We start from the raw sequence: 22,493 nt of genomic DNA on the forward strand, positions 1-22,493 counted from the left end.
CGCCAAAATCCTGGCCCTTTGCGCAATTGCCTCGCCGCGGCCGGCCCGGTAGAGGTGCCGCTTGGCCGGGCAGAGGGTAAGGAATGGCAGAGGCAGCGCCGCCAGTCGGGATCATCATGGGCAGCCAGTCCGACTGGGAAACCATGCGCCATGCCGCCGACAGCCTCGACGCGCTCGGCGTCGCCTATGAGACGCGGATCGTCTCGGCCCACCGCACGCCGGATCGGCTCTATGCCTATGCCCGGGAAGCGGCGGGCCGGGGCTTGAAGGTGATCGTCGCCGGCGCCGGCGGCGCGGCCCATCTTCCGGGCATGACGGCGTCGATGACGCGGCTGCCGGTGCTCGGCGTGCCCGTCGAATCCAAGGCGCTCTCGGGCATGGACAGCCTCCTTTCCATCGTCCAGATGCCGGCCGGAATCCCGGTGGGTACGCTCGCGATCGGCAAGGCCGGAGCCGCCAATGCCGGGCTCCTCGCCGCCGCGATCCTCGCCACGGCCGACGAGGCGCTGGCCGGACGGCTCGACGAATGGCGGCGGCGGCAGACCGACGGCATCGCCGAAGCGCCGGAATGACTTCCTCGCCCGGCTCCACTATTGGCCCAGGTTCCACCATAGGAATCGTCGGCGGCGGCCAGCTCGGACGGATGCTGGCCATGGCCGCGGCCCAGCTCGGCTACAAATGCCACATTTACGCGCCCGACGAGGCGCCGCCGGCGGCGGAAGTCGCCGCCTTCTTCACCCGCGGCGCGTATGACGACGAGGCGGCGCTGGCCCGCTTCGGCGGCGAGATCGACGTCGCCACCTACGAATTCGAGAATATTGCCGCTGGACCCCTGAGCGCGCTCGCCGAAAAGGCGCCGCTCTATCCGCCCAGGGGAGCGCTGGAGATCGCCCAGGACCGGCTCGCCGAAAAGGATTTCGTTGCCGGCCTCGGCGGGCGTCCGGCGCCCTATGCCGCCGTTTCGAGCCGCGACGAGCTGGAAACCGCGCTGACCAGGATCGGTGCGCCGGCGATCCTGAAGACGCGCCGCTTCGGCTATGACGGCAAGGGCCAGGCGCGGATCAGGGAGGCGGCGGGCGCCGACGCGGCCTGGGATGCGGTCAAGGGCGCGCCTTGCGTGCTCGAAGGGTTCATCCGGTTCGACGCCGAATTCTCGATCCTGCTGTGCCGCGCGCCCAGCGGCGATATCGCCTTGTGGAACGCCCCGGAAAACGTCCACGCCAACGGCATACTCGATCATTCGAAAGTGCCCGCCTCGCCTGCCCTGCGATCTGCCATCGCCGAGGCCGAGGCGCTGGCGTGCAAGGTCGCGGACAGGCTGGATTATGTCGGCGTGCTGACCCTGGAATTCTTCGCCGGGGCGGAGGGCGCGGTGTTCAACGAAATGGCGCCGCGGGTCCACAATAGCGGCCACTGGACGATCGAGGGCGCGCTCACCTCGCAGTTCGAAAATCACATACGCGCCATTTGCGGACTGCCGCTGGGCGCGACGGACCTGGTGGTGCCCGAAGTCACCATGCAGAACCTGATCGGGGCCGACGTCGTCGAATGGCAAGCCATCCTCGGCGATCCGGCGGCACACCTGCACCTCTACGGCAAAGGCGAAGCCCGCCGCGGCCGCAAGATGGGCCATGTCACGCGGCTGGGCGGAAGCCTCGGCTAAGGGCTCGAAAGCTCCTGTCGAAGCGGACGGGTTATTCCAGAATCATCGTCTCCACGGGCAGGCCGAGCGCCTCGAGCTGCGGCCGGACCTTGGCTGCGTCGCCGACGACCACCCAGACCAGGTTGGCCGGATCGATCGCCGCGCGGGCGGCGCGGTCGAGGTCGGCGGCGGTCATCGACCGGTACCGGCTGGCGAGCGTGTCCTGATAATCGTCGGGTCGGTCGTAGAGCGCGTTGCCCTGCATCGCTCCGAGCACCGCCCCCGACGTCTCGTAGCTGCCGGGCAGCTCCCGGATATTGCCGCTGATCGTACGGCCAAGCTCCTCCTGTGTCGTTCCCCGGGTCGCGAGGAATGCGTTCATCTGCTCGCGCAGCGCCGCGATGGAGGGACCGGTCTGGTCGGTCTGGACGGGCGCATAGACGATATAGGGGACTTCGTGCTCGACCCTGTTGACGATGCCGTAGGCGCCGTAGCCCCAGCCCTTATTCTCGCGGATCTCCATGTTCAGGCGCGAGAGGAACTGACCGCCGAGCACGTCGTTCGCCGCCAGCAATGTCGCCAGTTCGTCCGTGCCCGCGACGGGCATCACCGTGCCGGCGAGGATCAGGGACTGCGGCGATTGCGGCCGGTCGATGAGGACGATGCGCGGCTGTGCAGGAGCGATCGGCCCGGCGAAGCTCTTGGCGCCCTTCGCCACCGCCGGCGGCGTCCATTCACCGAAGCGCGCTTCCAGCATCGGCATAATCTCGGCCAGAGTCGTGTCGCCGACGACGAAAATCTCGGCATTGTCGGGCCGGATCCAGCTTCGGTGCGCCGCGACGATGTCGTCGCGCGTGATCGCCGCGACGTCGTCGGCCGTACCCGAACCGGTGAGCGGCGTTCCGTATGGATGCCGCTCGCCGTAGAGCAAGGGCGGCAAGGTGCGGAGCGCGATGCCCATGGGCTCGGTCAGCTCGCTGGAGATGCCCGCCAGCTGCTGCGCCCGGAGCCGCTCGATCTCGCTCGGCTGGAAGGCGGGGTTCTTGACGATGTCCGCCATCAGGTCGAGCGACGCGCCGAGGTTCGGCCTCAGCGCCGACAGGGTCGCCGTCGTCCGGTCGAGCGAAGGCGCGACGGAGATGCCGGCGCCGAGCCGCTCGCGCGCCTCGGCCAGCTCGCGCGAATCCATGCTCGTCGTGCCTTCGTCCATCAGCCCGGCCATCAGGCTCTGGAGTCCCTGGCGGTTGTCGGGGTCGGCCGCATAGCCGGCATCGAACTGCATCGACACCAGCACCACCGGCACCGCCGTCCGCCGGGCGAAGGCGACCCCGATGCCGTTGGAGAGCGTCGCGCGCTCGACCTCCGGAAAGTCGAGATCGGCGATCGGGCCGACCTCGGGTAACTCGGAGCGATCGACCTGCGCGAAGCCGCGCGGCATCGGGGCAAGCGGCTTTTCGCCGGCGGCGGGCGTGCGATAGTAACGCGGTCCATGCGCGGACCCGCCTTGCGAGGCCTTGGCCTCCTCATAGGCGTCGCGCTCGCCCGGCACGACGCGTAGCGCGTAGACCGGCCGCGTCAGCCATTTCTGCATCGCGGCGCGGACGCTCTCCGGCGTCACCTGCGAATAAAGGAGCAGCTGATCCTTGTAGAAATCGGCGTCGCCCGCATAGAGCGCGCCTTCGGCGAGCGCGACCGCCTTGCCGCCGAAGCCGCCGACCTGCTCCAGCCCCTTGATGCGGCCGGCGACCTCGCTGACGGCGACGCGGCGGACCTCATCCTCGGTCGGGCCCGTGCGGATGAATTCCGCGATGATCGCGTCGAGCCGCCGCGCGACCTGGTCGGCGTCGGCACCAGGCTTCACGTCGACTTGCACTTCGAACATGCTAAGACGATGGAAGCGCTGGAGATTGGCCGAGACGCTGACGGCGGTCTGGTCCTGGCGGACCAATTCGTTGTCGAGCCTCGAGCTGGCGAGGCCGCCCAGCACCGCGGCGGCGACGTCGAGCGGTACCGATTCGGGATCGAGCAGACCGGGCACCACCCAGTCGCGATAGAGACGCGTGGTGGCGACGCGGTCCTTCATCACTTCGGTGACCGGCGCGTCGAGGGTCGGCACGGCCGCCTGCGCGGGTTCGTTGACCGGGCCGCGCGGGATATCGCCGAAATATTTCTCGACCAGCGGGCGCGCCTCGGCGGCGTCGATGTCGCCGGCGAGGACCAGCACCGCATTGTTGGGGCCGTAATTGTCGCGGAACCACTGCTTCACGTCGTCGAGGCTGGCCGAATCGAGGTCGGCCATCGATCCGATCGTCGAATGACGGTACGGATGGCCGTCGGGAAACAAGGCGTCGAGCTGCGCATATTCGACGAGGCCATAGGGCTGGTTGTCGCCCTGCCTCTTCTCGTTCTGGACCACGCCGCGCTGATTATCGAGATTCTCCTTGGTGACCGCGCCGAGCAGATGGCCCATGCGGTCGCTTTCCAGAAACAAAACGGTCTCCAGCGCGGCCCTCGGCACTGTCTCGAAATAATTGGTGCGGTCGAACCAGGTGGTGCCGTTGACGTCGGTCGCGCCGATCTTCTGCAACGGCTCGAAGAATTCGCCGGGCGCGTTTTCGGAGCCGTTGAACATCAGATGCTCGAACAAATGCGCGAAGCCGGTCTTGCCGGGCGGCTCGTCCTTGGAGCCGACATTGTACCAGATGGACACCGCGACGATCGGCGCCTTGCGATCTTCGTGGACGATGACCTTGAGCCCGTTGTCGAGGGTGAATCCCTCATAGGGGATGTCGACGGTCTGGACGAGTTCGGCGACGGGGGCGGGCTCTGTGGCGGCCGCCGCAGGGGCCACGGGGGCGAGCGCGGCGCTTTCAGATCCCGCGATGGGCGCGCACGCGGCGAGGGCGGCTGCCGATAGCAGGGCGATCGAAAGAATCAGGCGGCGCATCGGTGGTTCCTCATTGGATCGGCTGGCCGCAGCATAGCGAGGTGCTATGGTCGCGCAATACGGTTGTGAGTCGGGCTCTTGTGTTGCAGAATGGCAACATTACATCGCCACCGACCTATAACAGGGGCAGATATGAACCTCGAGAAATTCACCGAACGCGCGCGCGGCTTTCTTCAGTCCGCACAGACTGTCGCCGTCCGCATGAACCATCAGCGCATCGCCCCGGCGCACCTTTTGAAGGCTTTGCTCGAAGACGAGCAGGGCATGGCCTCTGGCCTCATCGCCCGCGCCGGAGGCAGCGCGCCGGCGGCGCTGCGCGAGACGGACGAGGCGCTGGCCAAGATACCGGTCGTGTCGGGCGGCGGCGCGACGCAGGCGCCGGCGCTCGACGGCGAGACGTTGCGGGTGCTCGACCAGGCCGAGCAGGTCGCCCAGAAAGCCGGCGACTCATACGTAACCGTCGAGCGGATGCTGCTCGCGCTCGTCCTGTCGAAGAATGACGCCGGCAAGGCGCTGGGCGACGCGGGCGTGAAGGCCGAAACGCTCAACGCGGCGATCAACGAACTGCGCGGCGGGCGGACGGCGGACACGGCCTCCGCCGAGGACCGCTACGACGCGATGAAGAAGTTCGCGCGCGACCTCACCCAGGCGGCGCGCGACGGCAAGCTCGATCCCGTCATCGGCCGCGACGAGGAGATCAGGCGGACGATCCAGATCCTGGCGCGCCGGACCAAAAACAATCCCGTGCTGATCGGCGATCCCGGGGTCGGCAAGACCGCGATCGCGGAAGGACTGGCGCTGCGCATCGCCAATGGCGACGTGCCGGATACGCTCAAGGACCGTCGGCTGATGGCGCTCGACATGGGCAGCCTGATCGCCGGCGCCAAATATCGCGGCGAGTTCGAGGAGCGGTTGAAGGGCGTGCTCGACGAGGTGCGCCAGGCCGAGGGTGAGATCGTGCTGTTCATCGACGAGATGCACACCTTGATCGGCGCCGGCAAGGGCGAGGGCGCGATGGACGCGTCCAACCTGTTGAAGCCGGCGCTGGCGCGGGGCGAACTGCACTGCATCGGCGCGACCACGCTCGATGAATATAGGAAGCATGTCGAGAAGGACCCGGCGCTGCAGCGGCGATTCCAGCCGGTCTTCATCGGCGAGCCCACGGTCGAGGACACGATCTCGATCCTGCGCGGCCTGAAGGAGAAATACGAGCTGCACCACGGCGTGCGGATCACCGACGGCGCATTGGTCTCGGCGGCGACGCTCTCCAATCGCTACATCACCGACCGATTCCTCCCCGACAAGGCGATCGACCTGATGGACGAGGCCGCGTCGCGGCTGCGCATGGAGGTGGAGTCGAAGCCCGAGGAGATCGAGGCGCTCGATCGGCGAATCATCCAGCTCAAGATCGAGCGCGAGGCGCTCAAGAAGGAGAGCGACAAGGCGTCCAAGGGCCGGCTCGTCGCGATCGAGGAGGAACTGGCGAATCTGGAGCAGCAGTCGGCGGAGCTGACGACGCGATGGCAAAGCGAGAAGGACAAGATCGCCGGCGAATCGAGGCTGAAGGAACAGCTGGACGCCGCGCGCCTTGAGCTGGAGCAGGCGCAGCGCGCCGGCGACCTCGCCAAGGCCGGCGAGCTGGCCTACGGGACCATTCCGACCCTGGAGAAACGCCTCGCCGACGCCGAGGCAGGCAGCGAAGGCGCGATGCTGCGCGAGGAAGTGACGAGCGAGGACATCGCCTCGATCGTGTCGCGCTGGACTGGCATACCCGTCGACAGGATGCTGGCCGGCGAGCGCGAGAAACTGCTCCAGATGGAGAGCGTGCTGGGCAAACGCGTCATTGGCCAGGAGGAGGCAGTGAAGGCGGTCGCCGCCGCCGTCCGCCGCTCGCGCGCCGGCCTCCAGGACCCGAATCGGCCCCTAGGCTCCTTCCTGTTCCTGGGCCCGACCGGGGTCGGCAAGACCGAGCTCACCAAGGCGCTCGCCGAATTCCTGTTCGACGATTCAAGCGCGATGGTCCGGATCGACATGTCCGAGTTCATGGAAAAGCATTCGGTCGCCCGCCTGATCGGCGCCCCTCCCGGCTATGTCGGCTATGAGGAAGGCGGCGTGCTCACCGAAGCGGTGCGGCGGCGGCCCTATCAGGTGGTGCTGTTCGACGAGGTCGAGAAAGCCCATGGCGACGTGTTCAACATCCTCCTCCAGGTGCTCGACGACGGCCGACTGACCGACGGGCAAGGCCGCACCGTCGATTTCGCCAACACGATCATCATCCTGACATCGAACCTTGGCAGCCAATATCTCTCGGGCCTCTCGGACGGGCAAAGCGTCGAGGATGTGGAACCGCAAGTGATGGAGGTGGTCCGCGGCCATTTCCGGCCCGAATTCCTGAATCGTCTCGACGAGATCATCCTGTTCCACCGGCTCGCCCAGGAGCATATGGGTCCGATCGTCGACATCCAGGTCGGGCGCGTCGGCAAATTGCTCGCCGACCGCAAGATCGCGCTGGAGCTGACCGACGGCGCCCGCGCCTGGCTCGGCCGAGTCGGCTATGATCCGGTCTATGGCGCGCGGCCGCTGAAACGCGCGGTCCAGAAATATCTCCAGGATCCGCTCGCCGACGCGATCCTGAGGGGCGAGGTTCCGGACGGCTCCACCGTCAAGGTCGAGGAAGGCGACGGCAGGCTGCTGCTCTCGGCCGGCTGACCATCCGCTGGACAGGGCGGCGGCGAGACGCCATGTCGCTTCCATGCAGGCGACGGACGTCAACAGCCTTTTCTCGCGCGCGGAGCAAGCCTTCGTCGCCGGCCGGATCGACGCCGCCCGCGCCGATCTTGGGCAGGTGCTGCGCCTCTCGGGCGACCATCCGGCGGTGCTCCATCTGCTCGCCCTGGTCGAGAAGAAGGCCGGCGACAGGGAGGCGGCCGCGAACGCCTTTCGCCGCGCGCTGGCGCTGGCGCCCGACGATCCGCAGATCAACAATAATTTTGGGAACCTCCTCGAGTCCCTCGGCGATCCGGAAGCGGCGCTGGCCCGGTTCGACCGCGCGCTCGCGGCCATGCCCGGCTTCGCGGACGCGCGCTACAATCGCGCGCTTCTGCTCCAGCGCCTGGGACGCGCGGACGAAGCGCTGGCCGAGCTGGACCGCATCCCCGCGCCGGCGCCCGCCAAGGTCCATTCCGCGCGCGGCGGCGTGCTGAAGCAGCTCGGTCGCCTTGCCGAGGCGGCGGACGCCTATGACGAGGCGCTGCGGCTGGAGCCCAAGCGGGTAACGGCGCTGCATGGGCGGGCGCGGGTGGCGATGGAGCGGGGGGAGCCGACCGCCTCGCTTTATTATGGCCACGCGCTGGCGGCTCGACCGGGCGATCTTGAGCTGCGCCTGGGGCTGGCGGAGGCGCTAGAGGCGGAGGGCGAGGCGATCGCCATCGACAGTTTGGCGGCGGTGGTCGCGACGGCGCCGGGCTGGCTTGAAGGACAAGCGGCGCTGGCGCGGATGCGCTGGGAGGCGGGCGAGGGCAAGCATTTCACCCGCGATCTCGAAGCAGCGCTGGCGACGACGCCCGGAAACCGGGAATTGTGGTTCACTTATGCCTCCGCGCTGGCCGCGGCCGACCTGCACGGCGAGGCCGCCGACGCGGCGGCGCGCGCGCGGGCGGCGGTGGGCGAGGATGATGCGTTGCGGCTCCTCGAGGCCGTCCATTCTTCCGAGGCGGGCGAAGTGGATCGTGCGCAAGCCCTGTTTGCGGCTTTGCCCGCCGATCTGCCGGGGCGGGCCGTGCACGAGATTCGCCACCGGGTGAGGCGGGGCGAACTGGAGCGGGCGACCGAACTGGCCGACGCGGCGCGCGCGCACCGGCCATGGGACGTCGGCGCCTGGGCCATGACCGGGATGCTGTGGCGGATGACCGGCGACGACCGCGCCGCGTGGCTGCACGAGCAATCGGGCCTGATCGGCACGCACGCGCTGGAGCTGTCGGCCGACGAGACGCAGGCGATCGCCGCGCATCTGCGTGGCCTGCACAAGACGCGCGCGCATCCGATCGGCCAGTCGCTGCGCGGCGGCACACAGACCCGCGGGCGCCTGTTCGAACGGGCCGAGCCGGAGATCGCGCGATTGCGCGACGTCATATTCGCGGCGGTGCGGGCGCATTGGGCGAAGCTCCCGCCGGTCGACCCGACTCATCCCTTGCTCCGGCATCGCGAGCGCGACGTGCGATTCGACGGATCCTGGTCGGTGCGGCTCACCGATGGCGGCTTCCATGTCGCCCATGTCCACCCCAATGGGCTGCTGTCTTCGGCTTGCTACCTGGCGGTGCCCCAAGAAGACGCGCCCAAGGCGGGATGGCTGGAGATCGGGCGCCCGCCCGCCGAGCTGGGCACCGCCCTTGCGCCGCTCGCGGAAGTGGAGCCGGCTCCGGGGCGGCTGGCGCTGTTCCCGAGCACCCTGTTCCACGGCACCCGACCCTTCGCGACGGGCGAGCGGCTGACCGCCGCTTTCGACATCGTGGCCGCATGACCGGGCCGAGCGGCGAGGCGGCCTGGGCCGACTATTGGGCGGCGGCCGGCCCCGGGTCGCAGGGCGGCGGCTGCCTCCCCAAGGCTATGCAGCAGGTCGAGGCGCTGCTCGCGCGGGTCTGGCGGGAGGCGGCGCGGCCCCTGCCGCGCGGTGCCCGGGTGATCGATCTCGCGACCGGCGACGGCGTGGTTCTTCGCGCGATGCGGGCGGAGCGAGCGGATTTGAAACTGATCGGAGTCGACAGCGCGAGTGTCTTGCCTCCAGCGCCCCGGGGCGTCTCCCTCCAGTCCGGAGTGCGGATGGAGAAGCTGCCGTTCGCCGATGGCCATGCGGCGCTCGCGACGAGTCAGTTCGGCTATGAATATGGGGATACCGCCCGGATAGCCGGTGAAGTGGTCCGGCTCCTCAAGCCGAGCGGAGGGCTCCGCTTCGTGCTGCATCACAGCGCGAGCCCGATCGTCGCTCATAATCTGGAGCGCCGCCGGGCTCTGGCTTGGGCGGCGGTCGAAAGCGGGTTGATCGGAAAAGCGCGGGCCTTGGCCACCGCCAGGAGCCGCGTCGACATCCCGACCCCACCCGCGTTTGGCGCAGCGGTGGCGGAAGCGAAGCGGCTGTTCCCGACGCAGGATGTGGCCACCGAGTTCGCGACAGCGGTCTGGCAGGCGGTGGAGCTTGGCCGCCGGTCACCTCCGGCGGAGACGCTGCGCGCGTTGTCGGTGCTGGAAGGCAAGGCCGCAAACGAGATGGCGCGGATCGACGCCCTCGGCGGCGCGGCGTCGGACGAGTACCGGATTGCGGGGATCGCCCGGGAACTCGCTGCGGCCGGCGTCCGGATCGACGAACCGACGACGCTAGGGGAGAACGGCGCGGGCCGTCCGCTGGCCTGGCTGCTCGTGGGGACGAAGCCCGGCCGCTGATCCGCGCTGTGGGTCCGCCGCGAGGCGCGCGGAGGGCCGCCGCGCGCTTGTCACATATCTCAAGGGAAGCGAGGCGGAGCGCGCACGGGGGCTGGCTACCGTCCAGGGCCATGAGCTGTGTCCCCGGGGGCTTGATCGCGCCGACGCGCCGTCTCTCGATGGATGAGAACACGCAATCGGCCCGCACCCGATTGCGGACGCCCCAACAAAAAAAGGGCGGCGGACCGAAGTCCGCCGCCCCCAATTTCACCCGAACTCTCGCTTAGAAGCGGAAGTTCGCCGAGACGAAATAGTCGCGGCCGAGCGGGTCGTACTGACCCGGATAGGTGTTGGCCTGCTGCTGGTTGAAGCCCAGCTGCTGCGGCATCTTGTCGAACAGGTTGTTGACACCCATCGCCATCGAGAACTCGTCGCTGATATCGTAGGCGAACGAGAGATCGAAGAGGTCGTAGGAGTCGAGCCGTTCGACGACATAGTCGGTGGCATCGTCGTCGTCGCGGACGCCGCTGATGTGCCTCCAGCGGAACGAGGTCGTCAACGGACCGTCGATCCAGGAGAGACGCGAAGTCCACTTCCACTTCGGAGTCGGCGTACCGCAGGCGAGGACGCCGAAGCGGCCGGCGCACTCGTTGACCTCATCCGGCAACACCGCCACCGGCGTGATGTCGAACTGATCGGTATAGGTGCCGAGGAAGAAGAAGTTCAGACGGCTGTCTTCGCTCATCAGGCCCATTCCGAGCGGCTGGGAATAATCGACCTGAAGATCGATGCCGCGCGTTTCGAGCTTACCGATATTGGCGTTGAGGATGACGGCCGGGAACTCGCCGCCAATCTCGCCGGTCCGGGGATCGCGATTGATCGCCTGGCAATACTGGCTGTTGATGTCCCGAACGACGTTGTAGCAGATGTTCAGCGTGTTGCCGAGACCGCCGCCGAGCACCGAGATCGAGTCATCCACGGTGATGTCGTAACCATCGATGGTGATGGAGAGACGCGGGATGAAGCTCGGACGGAGCACGACACCAGCGGTGTAGGTATCGCTGGTCTCTTCCTGCAGGTTCGGGTTGCCGCCGAACACACCTTCGATCTGCGCGTTCTGCTGCACCGAGTCGGCGAACACCAGGCCGGCCGGAACGCCGGTCTGAATGCAGAGCTGACGCAGGGCCTCTGAGCGGTTTTCCACGGGGGTGCGGCTCGAGCAGGGGTCGGTCGCCGGCGGGAAGCCGTTGCCGCCGCCGCTGAACAGCTCGCCCACGTTGGGAGCACGAACCGCGCGCTGATACTGGCCGCGGAAGGTGATGTCCCGAATGGGAGCCCATTCGGCGCCGACCGCGTAGGTCCACACGCCGCCGACATTCTCGAGCGAGTAATCCGAGTAGCGCGCGGCGCCGCTGATTTCGAGACGCTCGAAACCGGGACGATCGGCGATGATCGGAAGACGAAGCTCGGCGAAGACCTCGCGAACATTGTAGGCGCCCTCGGTGGCGTCGGCGGCATTGAAGCCGATGACGTCGCCCGAAGACAGAGCCGTGTCGGGAATGAACTGGCTCGCGACCGAGCGATATTCGACGCCAACCGCGAGGCCGATATCGTCCGCGCCCATGCCGAAATTGCCGAGCGAGCCCGCGATCGAGGCCTGGGCGACCTGGAGCGTCGAGATGTCGTTATTCTGCGCCAGGATCGAGATCGAGTTGCCCATTTCGCCCGTCAGCGTGCCGCGGCCGAAGATGTTGATGGCCACGGGACCAGTGCCGTCGAGACCGGCCTGGAAGGCCGAACGCGAGATGTTGCCCTCCTGGACGTTCGCGTTCCGCGTACGGGCATACATATAATATGCTTCGTAGTTGAAATTGGCGAAAGCCGGACCCTTGACACCCGCGAGGACGCGGAAGGCGTTGCGTTCGTCGAACGAGTTACGCGGCGCCGTATCGGTCGTGCGGCGGCTGACCGCCAGGTTGACGAGACCGTCATCCGCGCCGCCCGCGGCCACTTCCGCGGCTTCGATCGCCTGCAGAGCGGCGAAATCGGCAGCGGAGAGGAACGGACGCTGCTGCTCGACCAGGAAGTCGAAGTTGCCGGTGACCGGAGTCGCCGCCAGCTCGTTCTGCACCCGGTTGTTGACGAAGGTCGCTTCGCCGAAAACCGTGATCGCGTCCGAGACTTCGTACGAGCCGTAGCCGCCGAGCAGCCAGCGCTCCTGCGGAACCATCAGATAGTTCGCCGGAGCATAATTGTAGGTCTGGCCGGCATAGAGGCTGCTGGTGCCGGGCGTGCCGAAGAACGCGCCGGTGGAGTTGAAATTGCCAGCGGCGATGGTCTGGTCGCCCAGGTAGCGGAAACGGCCTTCCTCGACAGTGCCCGAACCGATCGGCAGCAGCTCGCCGTCGCCGTCGCCGAGCGAGTTGGTCGAGAATTCGCGATCGTCGGAGAAGACCGACTTGCGCTTGTAATATTCGCCGAAGACGGTGACGCTGCCGCGGCCGTCGGCGAATTCGGTGCCGAGCGCCAGGAACGCGTTGAAGCGGGCGCCGTCGCCCTCTTCGGTCAGCGCGTAGGACGCGCCGCCTTCCATGCCGTTGAGATCGGTCTTCAGGCGGAAGTTGACGACACCCGCCAGAGCGTCCGAGCCGTACACGGCCGAGGCACCGCCGGTCACCACGTCGACGCTGTCGATCAGGAACTGCGGAATGGTGTTCAGATCGACGACCTGGCCGGTATCGAAGAACATCCAGCGGCGACCGTTGACCAGCACCATGGTGCGGGTCGAGCCGAGGCCGCGAAGGTTCAGGGTGGCGACGCCGCCGCCTGGGTTGTTGGAGAAGGAGGTCGTGCCGGGAATGACCTGCGGCAGGGTGTTGATGACCTGCTCGACGTTGACCGCGCCCGAGAGCTTGAACTCTTCGTCCTGCACGACCGCCAACGGGCTGGTCGAGGTCAGGTCGCGGCGCTGAATGCGCGAGCCGGTCACGACGATGGCTTCGCTGCCTTCGCCCGCATCCTCATCGATCGAAACGCCCGCGGCGTTTTCCTGAACGTCCTCATCGACCGGCTGAGCGAAGGCCGGCGCGGCAAAGCCGGCGGCTCCGATCAACAGGGTCGACGCCAAAAGGCGCTGACGAAGAGTTGATTGCATTTCTTAGTCCCCTAGCAAGCGACGGCGTACCGTCGGATCTCCCAAAACCAGCGGCTGCCCCTTCTCGAAGGTCACCGCGCGGCTGCAAAAAGCAGCAAAAACGGCACAACAGCCGCTTTCACCCTTCTGTCTATGCCAGCAAGCGAGACTGTTGCAATCGCGCCGATGAACGCGCCGCACGTTCCCGACAGGGCTGTAGCAAAAAGGTCACATGGACCGTGCCGATGCGGACAGGGGTCCCCGCCGCGACAATTATCGCTTCCGGCCGCCCGGCCGACCTTGCCATAGAGGCGAAAGACGACTTACCTCCGCCGGACACATATAAGAGATCGGATACCCGCATATGCGCCCTGCCCCGTTCGCGATCCTCGCCTTCCTGGTTGTAGCCGCTTCGCCCGCCGCCGCGCAGGAGAGGGACCAGCCGCGGTCGCCCGCCCTCACCCGTCTGGTTGATTGCCGCGCGGTCGCCGGCGGCGAGGAGCGGTTGGCCTGCTACGACCGCGAGGTGGCTGAACTCGACGCCGCCGAGGCGCGCAAGGATGTCGTCGTCGTCGACCGCGAGCAGCTGCGCAAGACGCGGCGGACCCTGTTCGGGCTCACCCTCCCCAATCTTTCCATCTTCGGCGACGACAGCCCCGACCAGGAGGGCTTCCAGAAGATCGAGGCCAAGATCAAATCGGTGTCGCAGACGCCCTACGGCAAATGGATATTCGAGCTGGAGGACGGCGCGCGCTGGGTCCAGACCGACAGCCGCGAGCTGAACGTCTGGCCGAAGCCGGGCCACGACATTGCGATTCGCCGGGCGGCGATGGGATCCTACCTCGCCAACGTCAACAAGCAGATCGCGATCCGCGTCCGGCGCGAGCGGTAAGCGAGCCTTCAAGAGCGTGATGGGATTACATTGATCCGCTCATCCCGAGGAGCCCCTTCGACTGCCTGCCAAGGCAGGCGCTCAGGATAAACTGAGAGCCTGGCGAAACGGCGTCTCGAAGGACGCGCATCGGGTCCTTCGAGACGGGTCTTCGCCAAGCTCAGCCCCTCCTCAGGATGAGCGGATTGGGAATGGCTCGACCCGATCCCATCACGCTCTAGCCGATCACGCGGACAGCGGCCCGCTCCGCGTCGGTCAGCAGGGGATTCCAGACGTCGAGGATGAGGATGGCGCGCGGGCGGTCGCTGTCGTTCCACGCCTCATGCTCGATCGTATCGTCGAAGCCCCAGGCTTCGCCTTCCACCCACTGTCTTGTCTCGGCGCCGACGCGGAAGCCGCACCCCTCTGGCACGACCAGGGGCAGATGGACGGTGGTGCGGACGTTGCTGGACCCGGTGTGTGGGGGGATTCGGGTGCGAGGCTCCAATATCGAGAACATCACCGAGGGCGCCTTGCCGGGATTGTCGAGCAAGGGCACCGATTCGAGGGCTTTCGCGGTGGCGGGACAGCGCGCGCAATTCTCGTCCTGCCTGACGCCGTCCTTCCAGAAGAACCAGGCGCTCCAGCGCGGCGAATTGTTGAGCTCGGCCCATTGATTGACCGGCTGGGTAGGATCGAAGGCGACATAGGGGCGGAAGCCCTCATTCCCCTCGTCCCACAGACCCAGCAGCTCGCGCCGGATGTCCCCGGTCGCGGCCTCCAGCGCGTCGAACCAGGGAAAACAGCTCCGGTCGAAGAATTCGATCGCCGGCAGATAGGGGAAATGGCCGGCGGTGGGCTGCTGCTGATAGACCTTGCGCCGTCCGGCGCTGTGCTCCGCATAGCCGCGCGCGCGCGCGAAGTCCGCTTCGGGATAGGTCGCATAGACCGCGGCGAGCGGAGCCTCCATCGCATTCGCGCGCAGGGCATCCTCGACCGCAACCAGTTCGCGACCATGGGCCAGCGCGCGGCGGATCGGCTCGGGAAGCCCCTGATCGGACGGGCTTGCCGCGAGCAGCGCGCGATAGACCCCGGCGCTTTCGGGCAGCCGCCCGATTCGTTCCAGCGCCTGCGCCTTCTTGAGCAGAGCGGGCAGCAGATAGGGGTCGAGCGCGAGGGCGCGGTCGAGGCTGGCTATCTCCTCCCGGGGGTCTCCCGCCGCGCGATGGGCTTCGGCGAGGTTGAGCCAGACGGGAGGCGCCTTCGGGTCCGCCGCCGCCGCGCGCGTCAGATAGCCGATGGCCCGGCCGGAATCGCCCTCGCCCAGCGCGACCAGCCCCAGCGAATTGAGCGCGACGGCATGATTCGGCTCTTCGGCAACGGCCGCCTCCAGCAGCAGCCGCGCCTCATCCACCCGCCCCTGGCGGCGCGCTTCCGAAGCCCGCGCCAGCAACTCGCCCGATCGACCGCCCTGAACCGTCATTCCCGCTCCCATATTCTTCGAGCCTAGCGCGCCATCGGCCCGGCCAGCAATTGCGGATCCAGCCGCGCGTCGTTCCACTTGACGCTCCAGTGGAGATGGGGGCCGGTTGCGCGGCCGCTCGATCCCACCGTGCCGATCGACTGGCCCTGCCGCACGCTTTGCCCCTGGCGCACATTGACTTGGGCGAGGTGCAGGAAGGCGCTGTTGAGGCCCATGCCGTGGTCGATGATGACCAGATTGCCTTCGAGGCTGAACATCGGCGGCCCGGCGAGAACGACCATGCCGTCGGCGGGCGCGACCACAGGCGCTCCGGCACCGGGCGCGACATCGACGCCGCTATGATAGGAGCCCGGCTCGCCGCGATAGATGCGCTGGGAGCCGAAGCGGCCGCTGATCCGGCCGGTCGCGGGCCAGATGAAATCCTGCCGCCAGCCCCCGGCCGGCGAATCGACGGCGCGGGCGGCGTTGATCCGCGCGAGCTCGCCTTCGCGGATGCGCAGATAGTCTTCGCTCGCGCCGCCGGGCCGCCGGGCGATGCCGACATGCTCTATGTCCCAGGCGCGGGGCGCGACGACGAGCGCGCGAGTCGCGGTTCGCCCATCGGCAAGAGTGGCCGTGAGGACCGAGCGGGCGGACTGGTCGCGATCGAAGCCGATGACGAAGCGGCCGTCTCCGTCCAGGCGAACCGGCTTGCCGTCGAGCGTCAGGCCGACGGCGTTGCTCGGCGCCCTGCCGACGATGAGCCCGCCTTGCGAAAGCTGCCCCTCGATCTCGAATTCGGCGCGGACAGGCTGGGCCGGTCGGGGCGGCTCCTGAACCGGAGCGGGCGACGGCGGCGGAGGTATCGGGGCCGGCTGGACGCACCCCGCCAGCACCCCCGCGGCAAGGATATAGCCGGCGCGACGCTTCACCCGCGCTCTTCCGCCTGGGCCGAGGCTTCGGCGGAGACATAGGGCTCCTGCCGCGCGACGCTCCAGTAACGCAATTCGTCGAGCGGAATCGGAACGCCGGTGACCGCGCAGACGACATGGTCGCCGCCGCTCAGCATCCGGAAGGTGCCCGCCATATAATGGAGCTTGGCGGGTCGCCCCTTGTTCGACATCAGCATCGGCTTTTCCGTTACAATAGCTTGGGTTGATCGGGCTTGCCGGGGGAATAGGCCGGGCGGCGCGGCCGCTCAACCCCATCGACGCTCGCTTCGAGCCGGCCGTCGCCGAAGACAAGGCGCAGGCGCCCGGCGGCGCGCGCGGCCGCGGACGAGACCAGCGTTCGGCCGTCGCGATCCTCGACCCGGGCATAGCCACGTTCGAGCGGACGGTTCGGATGCACCGCCAAAGCGAGCCGCCACAGTGATTCCAGCCGGTCGCGCGCGCGGCCTTGCGTCGTGTCCAGCAGGGACGGCCGGAGCGCGCCGGCGGCCTGGCCGAGATCGGCGCGGGCATGGCTGAGGCGGCTCCCCAGGGCGCGCGGGAGCCGCTCCGAAAGCTCGTCGAGCCGCTGGCGCTGCGGAGCGAGCAGCGCTTCGCGCGCGGGCAGACGGCTCCGGACATATTCGAGTTGCTCGGCGCCGCGCTCGCGGGCGCGGGTCGCGCAGCGGGCGGCGCGGAGGCCTGTCTCGCGAAGCAGGGCCAGGAGCTCAGAGCGCACCGGCACCGCGATCTCGGCGGCGGCGGTCGGGGTCGGCGCGCGGACATCGGCGGCGAAGTCGCAAAGCGAGGTGTCGGTCTCATGGCCGACGGCGGAGATGATCGGGATCGAGCATCCAGCGACCGCCCGCACGACCTCCTCCTCATTGAACGCCCACAGATCCTCGATCGAACCGCCGCCGCGCGCGACGATGACCAGGTCCGGACGCGGAACCGGGCCGCTCGCTTCGGCCGAGTCGAAGCCGCGAATGGCGGCCGCGATCTGCGCCGCCGCGCCCTCGCCCTGGACCGCCACCGGCCATACGATGACGTGGCTCGGGCACCGGTCGGCGAGGCGGTGGAGGATGTCGCGGATGACCGCGCCGGTCGGCGACGTGACGACGCCGATGGTGCGGGGAAGGAAGGGGAGGCGCCGCTTGCGCTCCGCGTCGAACAGGCCTTCCACCGCCAGCGCCCTGCGCCGTTTGTCGAGCAGGGCCATCAGCGCGCCCTGGCCGGCGAGCTCGAGGCGGTCGATGACGATCTGGTAGCGCGAGCGGCCGGGATAGGTGGTGAGCTTGCCGGTCGCGACGACTTCGATCCCATCCTCCGGGTTGAAGCGCAGCGCGCCGGCCGTTGCTTTCCAGATGACTCCGTCGATCACCGCCTTGTCGTCCTTGAGGCAAAGGTAGCAATGGCCGGAAGCGGCGCGCTTCCACCCCGAAATCTCGCCGCGCACCCGGACGTGGCCGAACGAATCCTCCACCGTCCGCTTCAACGCGAAGGAGAGTTCGGAGACGCTGAGCGCGGGCGCGTTGTCGCCGGGCGTCTCGGTTGCTAACAGCCCCGCATCGTCTCGAGGAAAATCGTTCATGAATGTCCTGCTCATCGGCTCCGGCGCCCGCGAACATGCGCTGGCATGGAAGCTCGCGCAATCGCCGATGCTGGGCAGATTGTTCGCGGCGCCGGGGAATCCCGGCATCGCCCAACATGCCGAGCTGGTCGACGTCAACCCCGCCGACCATCGCGGGACGGTCGATTTCTGCCTCAAACATTCGGTCGAGCTGATCGTCATTGGGCCGGAAGCGCCTCTGGTCGATGGCCTCGCCGACAATCTTCGCACGATGGGCTTCTGCGTCTTCGGGCCCAACCGCATTCCGGCCCAGCTCGAAGGCTCCAAGGGCTTCACCAAGGATCTGTGCCGGCGCCACGGCATCCCGACCGCGCGCTATGTCCGCGCGGGCGACCTGCTGGCGGCGGAGGCGGCGCTCGAGGATTTCGGCCTGCCGGTGGTCATCAAGGCGGACGGCCTCGCGGCCGGCAAGGGCGTCATCATCGCCGAAACCGCCGAGGAGGCGCAAGCGGCGCTCGACACGATGTTCGACGGAGGCTTCGGCGCCGCCGGCGCTTCGGTGGTCATCGAGCAATTCCTCACCGGGGAGGAGGCCAGCTTCTTCGCAATTACCGACGGCGCGGCCGTGGTCCCGTTCGGCTCGGCGCAGGACCATAAGAGGGTCGGCGACGGAGATACCGGTCCGAACACCGGCGGCATGGGCGCCTACAGCCCCGCCTCGATCCTGACGCCGGAGCTCGAGGAGCGGGTGATGGCGGAGATCGTGCGTCCTACGGTGCGGGCGCTCGCGGAGGCAGGCACACCTTATTCGGGTGTGCTCTATGCCGGCCTGATGCTGACCCCGGACGGCCCCTCGCTGATCGAATATAATGCGCGCTTCGGCGACCCCGAATGCCAGGTGCTGATGATGCGGCTGGAAAGCGACCTGCTCGAATTGATGTACGCCACGGCGCGCGGCGAACTGGCCGAATTGGCCACGCCTCGCTTTTCCAACGACGCCGCACTCACCGTCGTCGTTGCCGCCAAAGGCTATCCCGCCACGCCCCAAAAAGGGGGTGGGATTGACGGGCTGGACGAGGCCGCGGCCCTCGGCGCCACCATCTTTCATGCCGGCACGGCCCGGTCGAAAGGGACATTGGTGGCGAGCGGCGGGCGTGTGCTTTCCGTTGCCGCGCGGGGCGGCACGGTGCTGGATGCCCGGCGAACGGCCTATGCGGCGGTCGATGCCATCGACTTCCCGGACGGCTTCTGCCGCCGCGACATAGGCTGGCGCGAAGTCGAGCGGCTCGCCCCTTGAACCGGCGGCCGCTCCGGGGGATAGTCGAGAGCCAAGCCAAAGGAGAGGCATGATGTCGCCGACCGCCAAATTCCTGATCGGGCTCGCCGCGATGCTGGTGATGGGCTGGGTCTATCATGGCCCGCTCGGCAACGGCGCGGCCTTCATCGACGGGCTCGAAGGCACGGCACGCCAGGCGGTGGCCGAGACCGAACTGCCCGGCATCGAAGTCCGGCTCGGCCATGATCCCCTGTCGAGGGCGGCGACCCTCTCCGGCCCGGCCGACGATTTCCAGCGCGAAGGCCAGGGCGAGTTCCCCGGCATCACCGACCGGGTGCGCGCCGTCGAAGGCCTCTCCGGCGTCGGCTGGGCCGACGAGGGCGGCCCGGACGCCGGACTGCCTCTGCTCGCCGAAACACTGCTGGGGCTCTTCATCGCCTATCTGCTGGGCTTGGCGCTCGGCTGGCTGATCTTCGGCCGCGAGCGCAGGGACAGCTATCTTTAAATTGCAGGACAAGGAACAGCCTTCACCATGATGAGCCTTCTGGAAGCCAATATCGTCCCCCTGATCGTCGCCTTGCTGATCGGCTTCGCGATCGGATGGTGGATGTTCGCGCACCGCCGCCGCGGCGATGCCGACAGGATCGAGCGCCCTTCGGAGCCGACGGATTCCGCCGTCGCCGCTCCGCCGCCCGCCGCCAAGGCGGTCGAACGGGAAAGGCCGGTGCCGCCTCGAGCGGACGGGTCCGAGGGCAACAGCATCGTCGATCAAGGCGCGGCCGCGACGACCGACGTCGCCGGCCAGATGCTGGGGGTCGAGGTCCATTCCCAGCTTCCGGGCGCGAGCGGTCCGCCCGACAATTTGCAATTGCTCAAGGGCGTCGGTCCCAAGCTCGCCATGAAGCTCAATGAGAATGGCATCATCCGCTTCGAGCAACTCGCGCGCCTCAGCCCCAACGAGGTCGGCATCCTCGAGGACAGGCTCGGCCCCTTCAAGGGCCGCCTCACCCGCGACCGGGTGGTCGAGCAGGCTCATTATCTGGAGCGCGGCGACAAGGACGGATTCGAGGCGAAGTTCGGCAGCCTCGGATAAAGCTCTCAGGCGCGGCGCTTGCGGGGTCGCTTGGCCGCGATCAGCTTGTCGATCTTGCGACCGTCCATGTCGACGATCTCGAAGTCCCAGCCGGCGAAGAAGAAACGCTCGCCGGTCTCGGGCAGGTGCCTCAGCACCGACAAGGCAAGGCCGGCCACCGTGGCGTAATCCCGGTCTTCCGGCAGGGTGATACCGAGCGCGTCTGTCAAAGCGTCGGCCGAAAGCGAGCCCGAGACGAGCCAGCTGCCGTCGTCCCGCTCGACCAGCGGATCGCTGTCGCCATCCTGGTCGGAGGCGAAGACCCCGGCGAGCGCGGCGAGCAGGTCGGCCGGGGTCAGCAGCCCGTCGAAATGTCCGTATTCGTCGTGGACGAAGGCCATCGGCACGTCGGCTTCGCGCAGCACCGCGAGCGCGTTCATCGCGTCCATCTGGTCGGGCACGACCGGCGCTTCTCGCGCCAGCTCGCGCAGGTTGAGCGGCCTGCCCTCGATCTGGGCGGCGACGATGTCCTTGAGCTGGACGACTCCGACCAGCCTGTCCACCGACCCTTCGGCGACGGGGAGCCGGCTGTGCGGGGTTTCGAGCAGCCGCTCGCGGATCGCGGCGGGCTCGGCGTCGATATCGATCCAGTCCACTTCGGTGCGCGGGGTCATCACCTCGCGGGTCGGGCGGTCGGCCAGGCGGACCACGCCGGAGATGATGGCGCGCTCATTCTCCTCGAGCACGCCGGCATGGTGTGCCTCGGCGACGACCATATGGAGCTCCTCGGCGGTGACCCGCGTCTTCGATTCGCGCTGCAGGCGGAGCAGGCGAAAAATGAGGGCGCTGGTCTGGTCGAGCAGCCAGACCAAAGGCGCCGTCGCCCGCGCCAGCCAGAGCATCGGCCGCGCCATGATGACGGCGATCCCCTCGGGCGCCCGAAGCGCGAACTGCTTGGGCACGAGCTCGCCGATAATCAGCGATGCGTAGGTGGTGAGCACGATGACCAGGACGAAGCCGAGCGTCCGCGCCAGCTCCGGATCGGCGCCGGTCCAGGCCAGCCGCTCAGCGACCGGCCCGCCGAGGCTGGCGCCGGAATAAGCGCCGGCGAGGATGCCGATCAATGTGATGCCGATCTGCACCGTCGATAAAAACCTGCCGGGATCTGCGGCGAGATCGAGCGCGGTCTGGGCACCGGGCCGTCCCGCCTTGGCCATCGCCTTCAGCCGCGCCTCCCGCGCCGAGACGATGGCGAGCTCCGACATGGCGAAGACGCCGTTCAGCGCCACCAGGAACAGGATGATGACGACATCGAACCAGGGAAATGGCGAGGGGGGTGGCGCGGGCGACATGGCTGCTGGGCCTCTCTTAGCCACGTTTCTCGGCAAGCCACAACCTGTTCCTCGTCCGCCCTCCGCTTCGCCCTGGGGAACAAGCTGGACGGACGGCGGGTTTGTTCCGCGTCCGATGGATTCCCCAAGACAGAAGGAATGAGTATGTTCGTTTCCAAGCGTATGACAGGCGTCGCCCTCGCGGCGGCGCTGATGACCACCACCGCGGCCTGCGTCACCGATCCGGTGACCGGCGAGCGCGGCATCTCCAAGGCCGCCATCGGCGCCGGCGTTGGCGCCATCGCCGGCTATTTCGGCGGCGACCTGATCGGCGGCCGGCAGGACCGCACCGAGAAGATCGTCGGCGCGGGCATCGGCGCGGTCGCCGGCGGCGCGGTCGGCGCCTATATGGACCGGCAGGAGCGCGAGCTTCGCGAGCAGACCGCCGGCACCGGCGTGGAGGTGGTGCGCCAGGGCGACGAGATCATCCTCAACATGCCGTCGGCGATCACCTTCGCCTTCGACCGCTACGACATCCAGCCGCAATTCCAGACCACTCTGAACGAGGTGGCGCAGACTTTGTCGGCCTATCCGTCCACCTATATCGACGTTTACGGCCATACCGATTCGGTCGGCACCGACGCCTACAACATGACCTTGTCGCAGAACCGGGCACAATCGGTCGCCAATTACCTGTCGTCGCGCAACGTCGCCGCGGCGCGAATCGCGACCCAGGGCTTCGGCGAGAGCCAGCCCATCGCTTCGAACGAAACCGAGCAAGGGCGCGCCGCCAACCGCCGCGTCGAGATCCGCATCGTGCCGATCGAGGATACGGCCGCGTAGAG

The 22,493-nt window shown here is 68.0% G+C and carries 17 protein-coding genes; 10 read left to right on the forward strand and 7 right to left on the reverse strand.

Going from position 1 to position 22,493, the window contains the following annotated elements; all coding sequences use genetic code 11:
• Positions 1–83 precede the first annotated feature (83 nt).
• Both purE and ACFQRC_RS14015 read left to right on the forward strand, forming a co-directional pair.
• Positions 84–572: a 5-(carboxyamino)imidazole ribonucleotide mutase gene (gene purE, locus ACFQRC_RS14010; RefSeq protein WP_379962318.1), complete on the forward strand. Its 489-nt coding sequence runs from the start codon at positions 84–86 to the stop codon at positions 570–572.
• Positions 569–1,663 (forward strand): 5-(carboxyamino)imidazole ribonucleotide synthase, encoded by a 1,095-nt coding sequence (locus tag ACFQRC_RS14015; RefSeq protein WP_379962320.1) that lies wholly within the window; start codon positions 569–571, stop codon positions 1,661–1,663. The genes purE and ACFQRC_RS14015 overlap by 4 nt, the downstream gene beginning before the upstream one ends.
• Positions 1,664–1,694: 31 nt before the next feature.
• Here the strand turns inward: ACFQRC_RS14015 and ACFQRC_RS14020 are convergent, their stop codons facing one another.
• Positions 1,695–4,589 (reverse strand): M16 family metallopeptidase, encoded by a 2,895-nt coding sequence (locus ACFQRC_RS14020; protein WP_379962322.1) that lies wholly within the window; start codon positions 4,587–4,589, stop codon positions 1,695–1,697.
• A 132-nt stretch (positions 4,590–4,721) separates the two neighbouring features.
• On the opposite strand from ACFQRC_RS14020, the gene clpB reads away from it, so the two are divergent.
• Genes clpB through ACFQRC_RS14035 form a run of 3 tightly spaced genes read left to right on the forward strand, consistent with a single transcriptional unit; the run spans position 4,722 to position 10,025 of the window.
• Positions 4,722–7,298, forward strand: a complete 2,577-nt coding sequence (gene clpB, locus ACFQRC_RS14025) for an ATP-dependent chaperone ClpB (protein ID WP_379962324.1) — start codon at positions 4,722–4,724, stop codon at positions 7,296–7,298.
• A 43-nt stretch (positions 7,299–7,341) separates the two neighbouring features.
• On the forward strand, positions 7,342–9,108 hold the full coding sequence (locus tag ACFQRC_RS14030) for a tetratricopeptide repeat protein (RefSeq protein ID WP_379962326.1): 1,767 nt from the start codon (positions 7,342–7,344) through the stop codon (positions 9,106–9,108).
• Positions 9,105–10,025 carry a class I SAM-dependent methyltransferase gene (locus ACFQRC_RS14035; RefSeq protein ID WP_379962328.1) on the forward strand — a complete coding sequence of 307 codons (921 nt, stop codon included), beginning with the start codon at positions 9,105–9,107 and terminating at the stop codon, positions 10,023–10,025. The genes ACFQRC_RS14030 and ACFQRC_RS14035 overlap by 4 nt, the downstream gene beginning before the upstream one ends.
• 262 nt (positions 10,026–10,287) lie before the next feature.
• Here the strand turns inward: ACFQRC_RS14035 and ACFQRC_RS14040 are convergent, their stop codons facing one another.
• A complete protein-coding gene (locus tag ACFQRC_RS14040) occupies positions 10,288–13,158 on the reverse strand; it encodes a TonB-dependent receptor domain-containing protein (RefSeq protein ID WP_379962330.1) in 2,871 nt (956 codons plus the stop codon).
• Between the two features lie 343 nt (positions 13,159–13,501).
• Here ACFQRC_RS14040 and ACFQRC_RS14045 point away from each other — a divergent pair, with 343 nt between their 5' ends.
• Entirely contained in the window at positions 13,502–14,029 is a 528-nt protein-coding gene (locus ACFQRC_RS14045) for a hypothetical protein (RefSeq protein ID WP_379962332.1), read from the forward strand.
• Positions 14,030–14,246: 217 nt separating this feature from the next.
• On the opposite strand, the gene ACFQRC_RS14050 is transcribed toward ACFQRC_RS14045, so the two are convergent.
• From ACFQRC_RS14050 to xseA, 4 genes are read right to left on the reverse strand one after another with little or no spacing between them, the layout of a single operon-like run.
• Positions 14,247–15,491, reverse strand: a complete 1,245-nt coding sequence (locus ACFQRC_RS14050) for an aspartyl/asparaginyl beta-hydroxylase domain-containing protein (protein WP_379962334.1) — start codon at positions 15,489–15,491, stop codon at positions 14,247–14,249.
• 23 nt (positions 15,492–15,514) lie between these two features.
• The gene (locus tag ACFQRC_RS14055) at positions 15,515–16,402 is read right to left on the reverse strand and encodes a M23 family metallopeptidase (RefSeq protein WP_379962336.1); all 888 of its coding nucleotides are present in this window, start codon (positions 16,400–16,402) and stop codon (positions 15,515–15,517) included.
• Complete coding sequence (locus tag ACFQRC_RS14060; RefSeq protein WP_379962338.1) at positions 16,399–16,599, reverse strand: DUF2093 domain-containing protein; 201 nt, start codon at positions 16,597–16,599, stop codon at positions 16,399–16,401. Before ACFQRC_RS14060 ends, ACFQRC_RS14055 begins: the two co-directional genes overlap by 4 nt.
• Positions 16,600–16,610: 11 nt before the next feature.
• Positions 16,611–17,990, reverse strand: a complete 1,380-nt coding sequence (xseA, locus tag ACFQRC_RS14065) for an exodeoxyribonuclease VII large subunit (RefSeq protein ID WP_379962340.1) — start codon at positions 17,988–17,990, stop codon at positions 16,611–16,613.
• Between xseA and purD the strand changes: the two genes are divergently transcribed.
• The 3 genes from purD to ACFQRC_RS14080 are packed head-to-tail and all read left to right on the forward strand — an operon-like array spanning position 17,989 to position 20,338.
• Positions 17,989–19,266 (forward strand): phosphoribosylamine--glycine ligase, encoded by a 1,278-nt coding sequence (gene purD / locus ACFQRC_RS14070; RefSeq protein ID WP_379962342.1) that lies wholly within the window; start codon positions 17,989–17,991, stop codon positions 19,264–19,266. The genes xseA and purD overlap by 2 nt on opposite strands.
• Before the next feature lie 49 nt (positions 19,267–19,315).
• The gene (locus tag ACFQRC_RS14075) at positions 19,316–19,750 is read left to right on the forward strand and encodes a hypothetical protein (protein ID WP_379962344.1); all 435 of its coding nucleotides are present in this window, start codon (positions 19,316–19,318) and stop codon (positions 19,748–19,750) included.
• 27 nt (positions 19,751–19,777) lie between these two features.
• Positions 19,778–20,338: a hypothetical protein gene (locus ACFQRC_RS14080; protein ID WP_379962346.1), complete on the forward strand. Its 561-nt coding sequence runs from the start codon at positions 19,778–19,780 to the stop codon at positions 20,336–20,338.
• Between the two features lie 5 nt (positions 20,339–20,343).
• On the opposite strand, the gene ACFQRC_RS14085 is transcribed toward ACFQRC_RS14080, so the two are convergent.
• The gene (locus ACFQRC_RS14085; protein ID WP_379962348.1) at positions 20,344–21,669 is read right to left on the reverse strand and encodes a hemolysin family protein; all 1,326 of its coding nucleotides are present in this window, start codon (positions 21,667–21,669) and stop codon (positions 20,344–20,346) included.
• A gap of 144 nt (positions 21,670–21,813) precedes the next feature.
• On the opposite strand from ACFQRC_RS14085, the gene ACFQRC_RS14090 reads away from it, so the two are divergent.
• Positions 21,814–22,491, forward strand: a complete 678-nt coding sequence (locus ACFQRC_RS14090) for an OmpA family protein (protein WP_379962350.1) — start codon at positions 21,814–21,816, stop codon at positions 22,489–22,491.
• Positions 22,492–22,493 lie beyond the last annotated feature (2 nt).

Source organism: Enterovirga sp. GCM10030262 (assembly GCF_042666435.1).
Taxonomy (GTDB): Bacteria; Pseudomonadota; Alphaproteobacteria; order Sphingomonadales; family Sphingomonadaceae; genus Allosphingosinicella.

Excerpts from the sequence above, each read along its gene's own strand:
- ACFQRC_RS14035 (WP_379962328.1), top strand. The coding sequence starts at position 9,105 with ATGACCGGGCCGAGCGGCGAGGCGGCCTGGGCCGACTATTGGGCGGCG.
- ACFQRC_RS14020 (WP_379962322.1), bottom strand. The coding sequence starts at position 4,589 with ATGCGCCGCCTGATTCTTTCGATCGCCCTGCTATCGGCAGCCGCCCTC.
- xseA (WP_379962340.1), bottom strand. The coding sequence starts at position 17,990 with ATGAACGATTTTCCTCGAGACGATGCGGGGCTGTTAGCAACCGAGACG.
- ACFQRC_RS14040 (WP_379962330.1), bottom strand. The coding sequence starts at position 13,158 with ATGCAATCAACTCTTCGTCAGCGCCTTTTGGCGTCGACCCTGTTGATC.
- ACFQRC_RS14050 (WP_379962334.1), bottom strand. The coding sequence starts at position 15,491 with ATGACGGTTCAGGGCGGTCGATCGGGCGAGTTGCTGGCGCGGGCTTCG.
- purE (WP_379962318.1), top strand. The coding sequence starts at position 84 with ATGGCAGAGGCAGCGCCGCCAGTCGGGATCATCATGGGCAGCCAGTCC.
- ACFQRC_RS14045 (WP_379962332.1), top strand. The coding sequence starts at position 13,502 with ATGCGCCCTGCCCCGTTCGCGATCCTCGCCTTCCTGGTTGTAGCCGCT.
- ACFQRC_RS14090 (WP_379962350.1), top strand. The coding sequence starts at position 21,814 with ATGTTCGTTTCCAAGCGTATGACAGGCGTCGCCCTCGCGGCGGCGCTG.
- ACFQRC_RS14015 (WP_379962320.1), top strand. The coding sequence starts at position 569 with ATGACTTCCTCGCCCGGCTCCACTATTGGCCCAGGTTCCACCATAGGA.
- ACFQRC_RS14075 (WP_379962344.1), top strand. The coding sequence starts at position 19,316 with ATGATGTCGCCGACCGCCAAATTCCTGATCGGGCTCGCCGCGATGCTG.
- ACFQRC_RS14030 (WP_379962326.1), top strand. The coding sequence starts at position 7,342 with ATGCAGGCGACGGACGTCAACAGCCTTTTCTCGCGCGCGGAGCAAGCC.
- ACFQRC_RS14060 (WP_379962338.1), bottom strand. The coding sequence starts at position 16,599 with ATGCTGATGTCGAACAAGGGGCGACCCGCCAAGCTCCATTATATGGCG.
- purD (WP_379962342.1), top strand. The coding sequence starts at position 17,989 with ATGAATGTCCTGCTCATCGGCTCCGGCGCCCGCGAACATGCGCTGGCA.
- ACFQRC_RS14080 (WP_379962346.1), top strand. The coding sequence starts at position 19,778 with ATGATGAGCCTTCTGGAAGCCAATATCGTCCCCCTGATCGTCGCCTTG.
- ACFQRC_RS14085 (WP_379962348.1), bottom strand. The coding sequence starts at position 21,669 with ATGTCGCCCGCGCCACCCCCCTCGCCATTTCCCTGGTTCGATGTCGTC.
- clpB (WP_379962324.1), top strand. The coding sequence starts at position 4,722 with ATGAACCTCGAGAAATTCACCGAACGCGCGCGCGGCTTTCTTCAGTCC.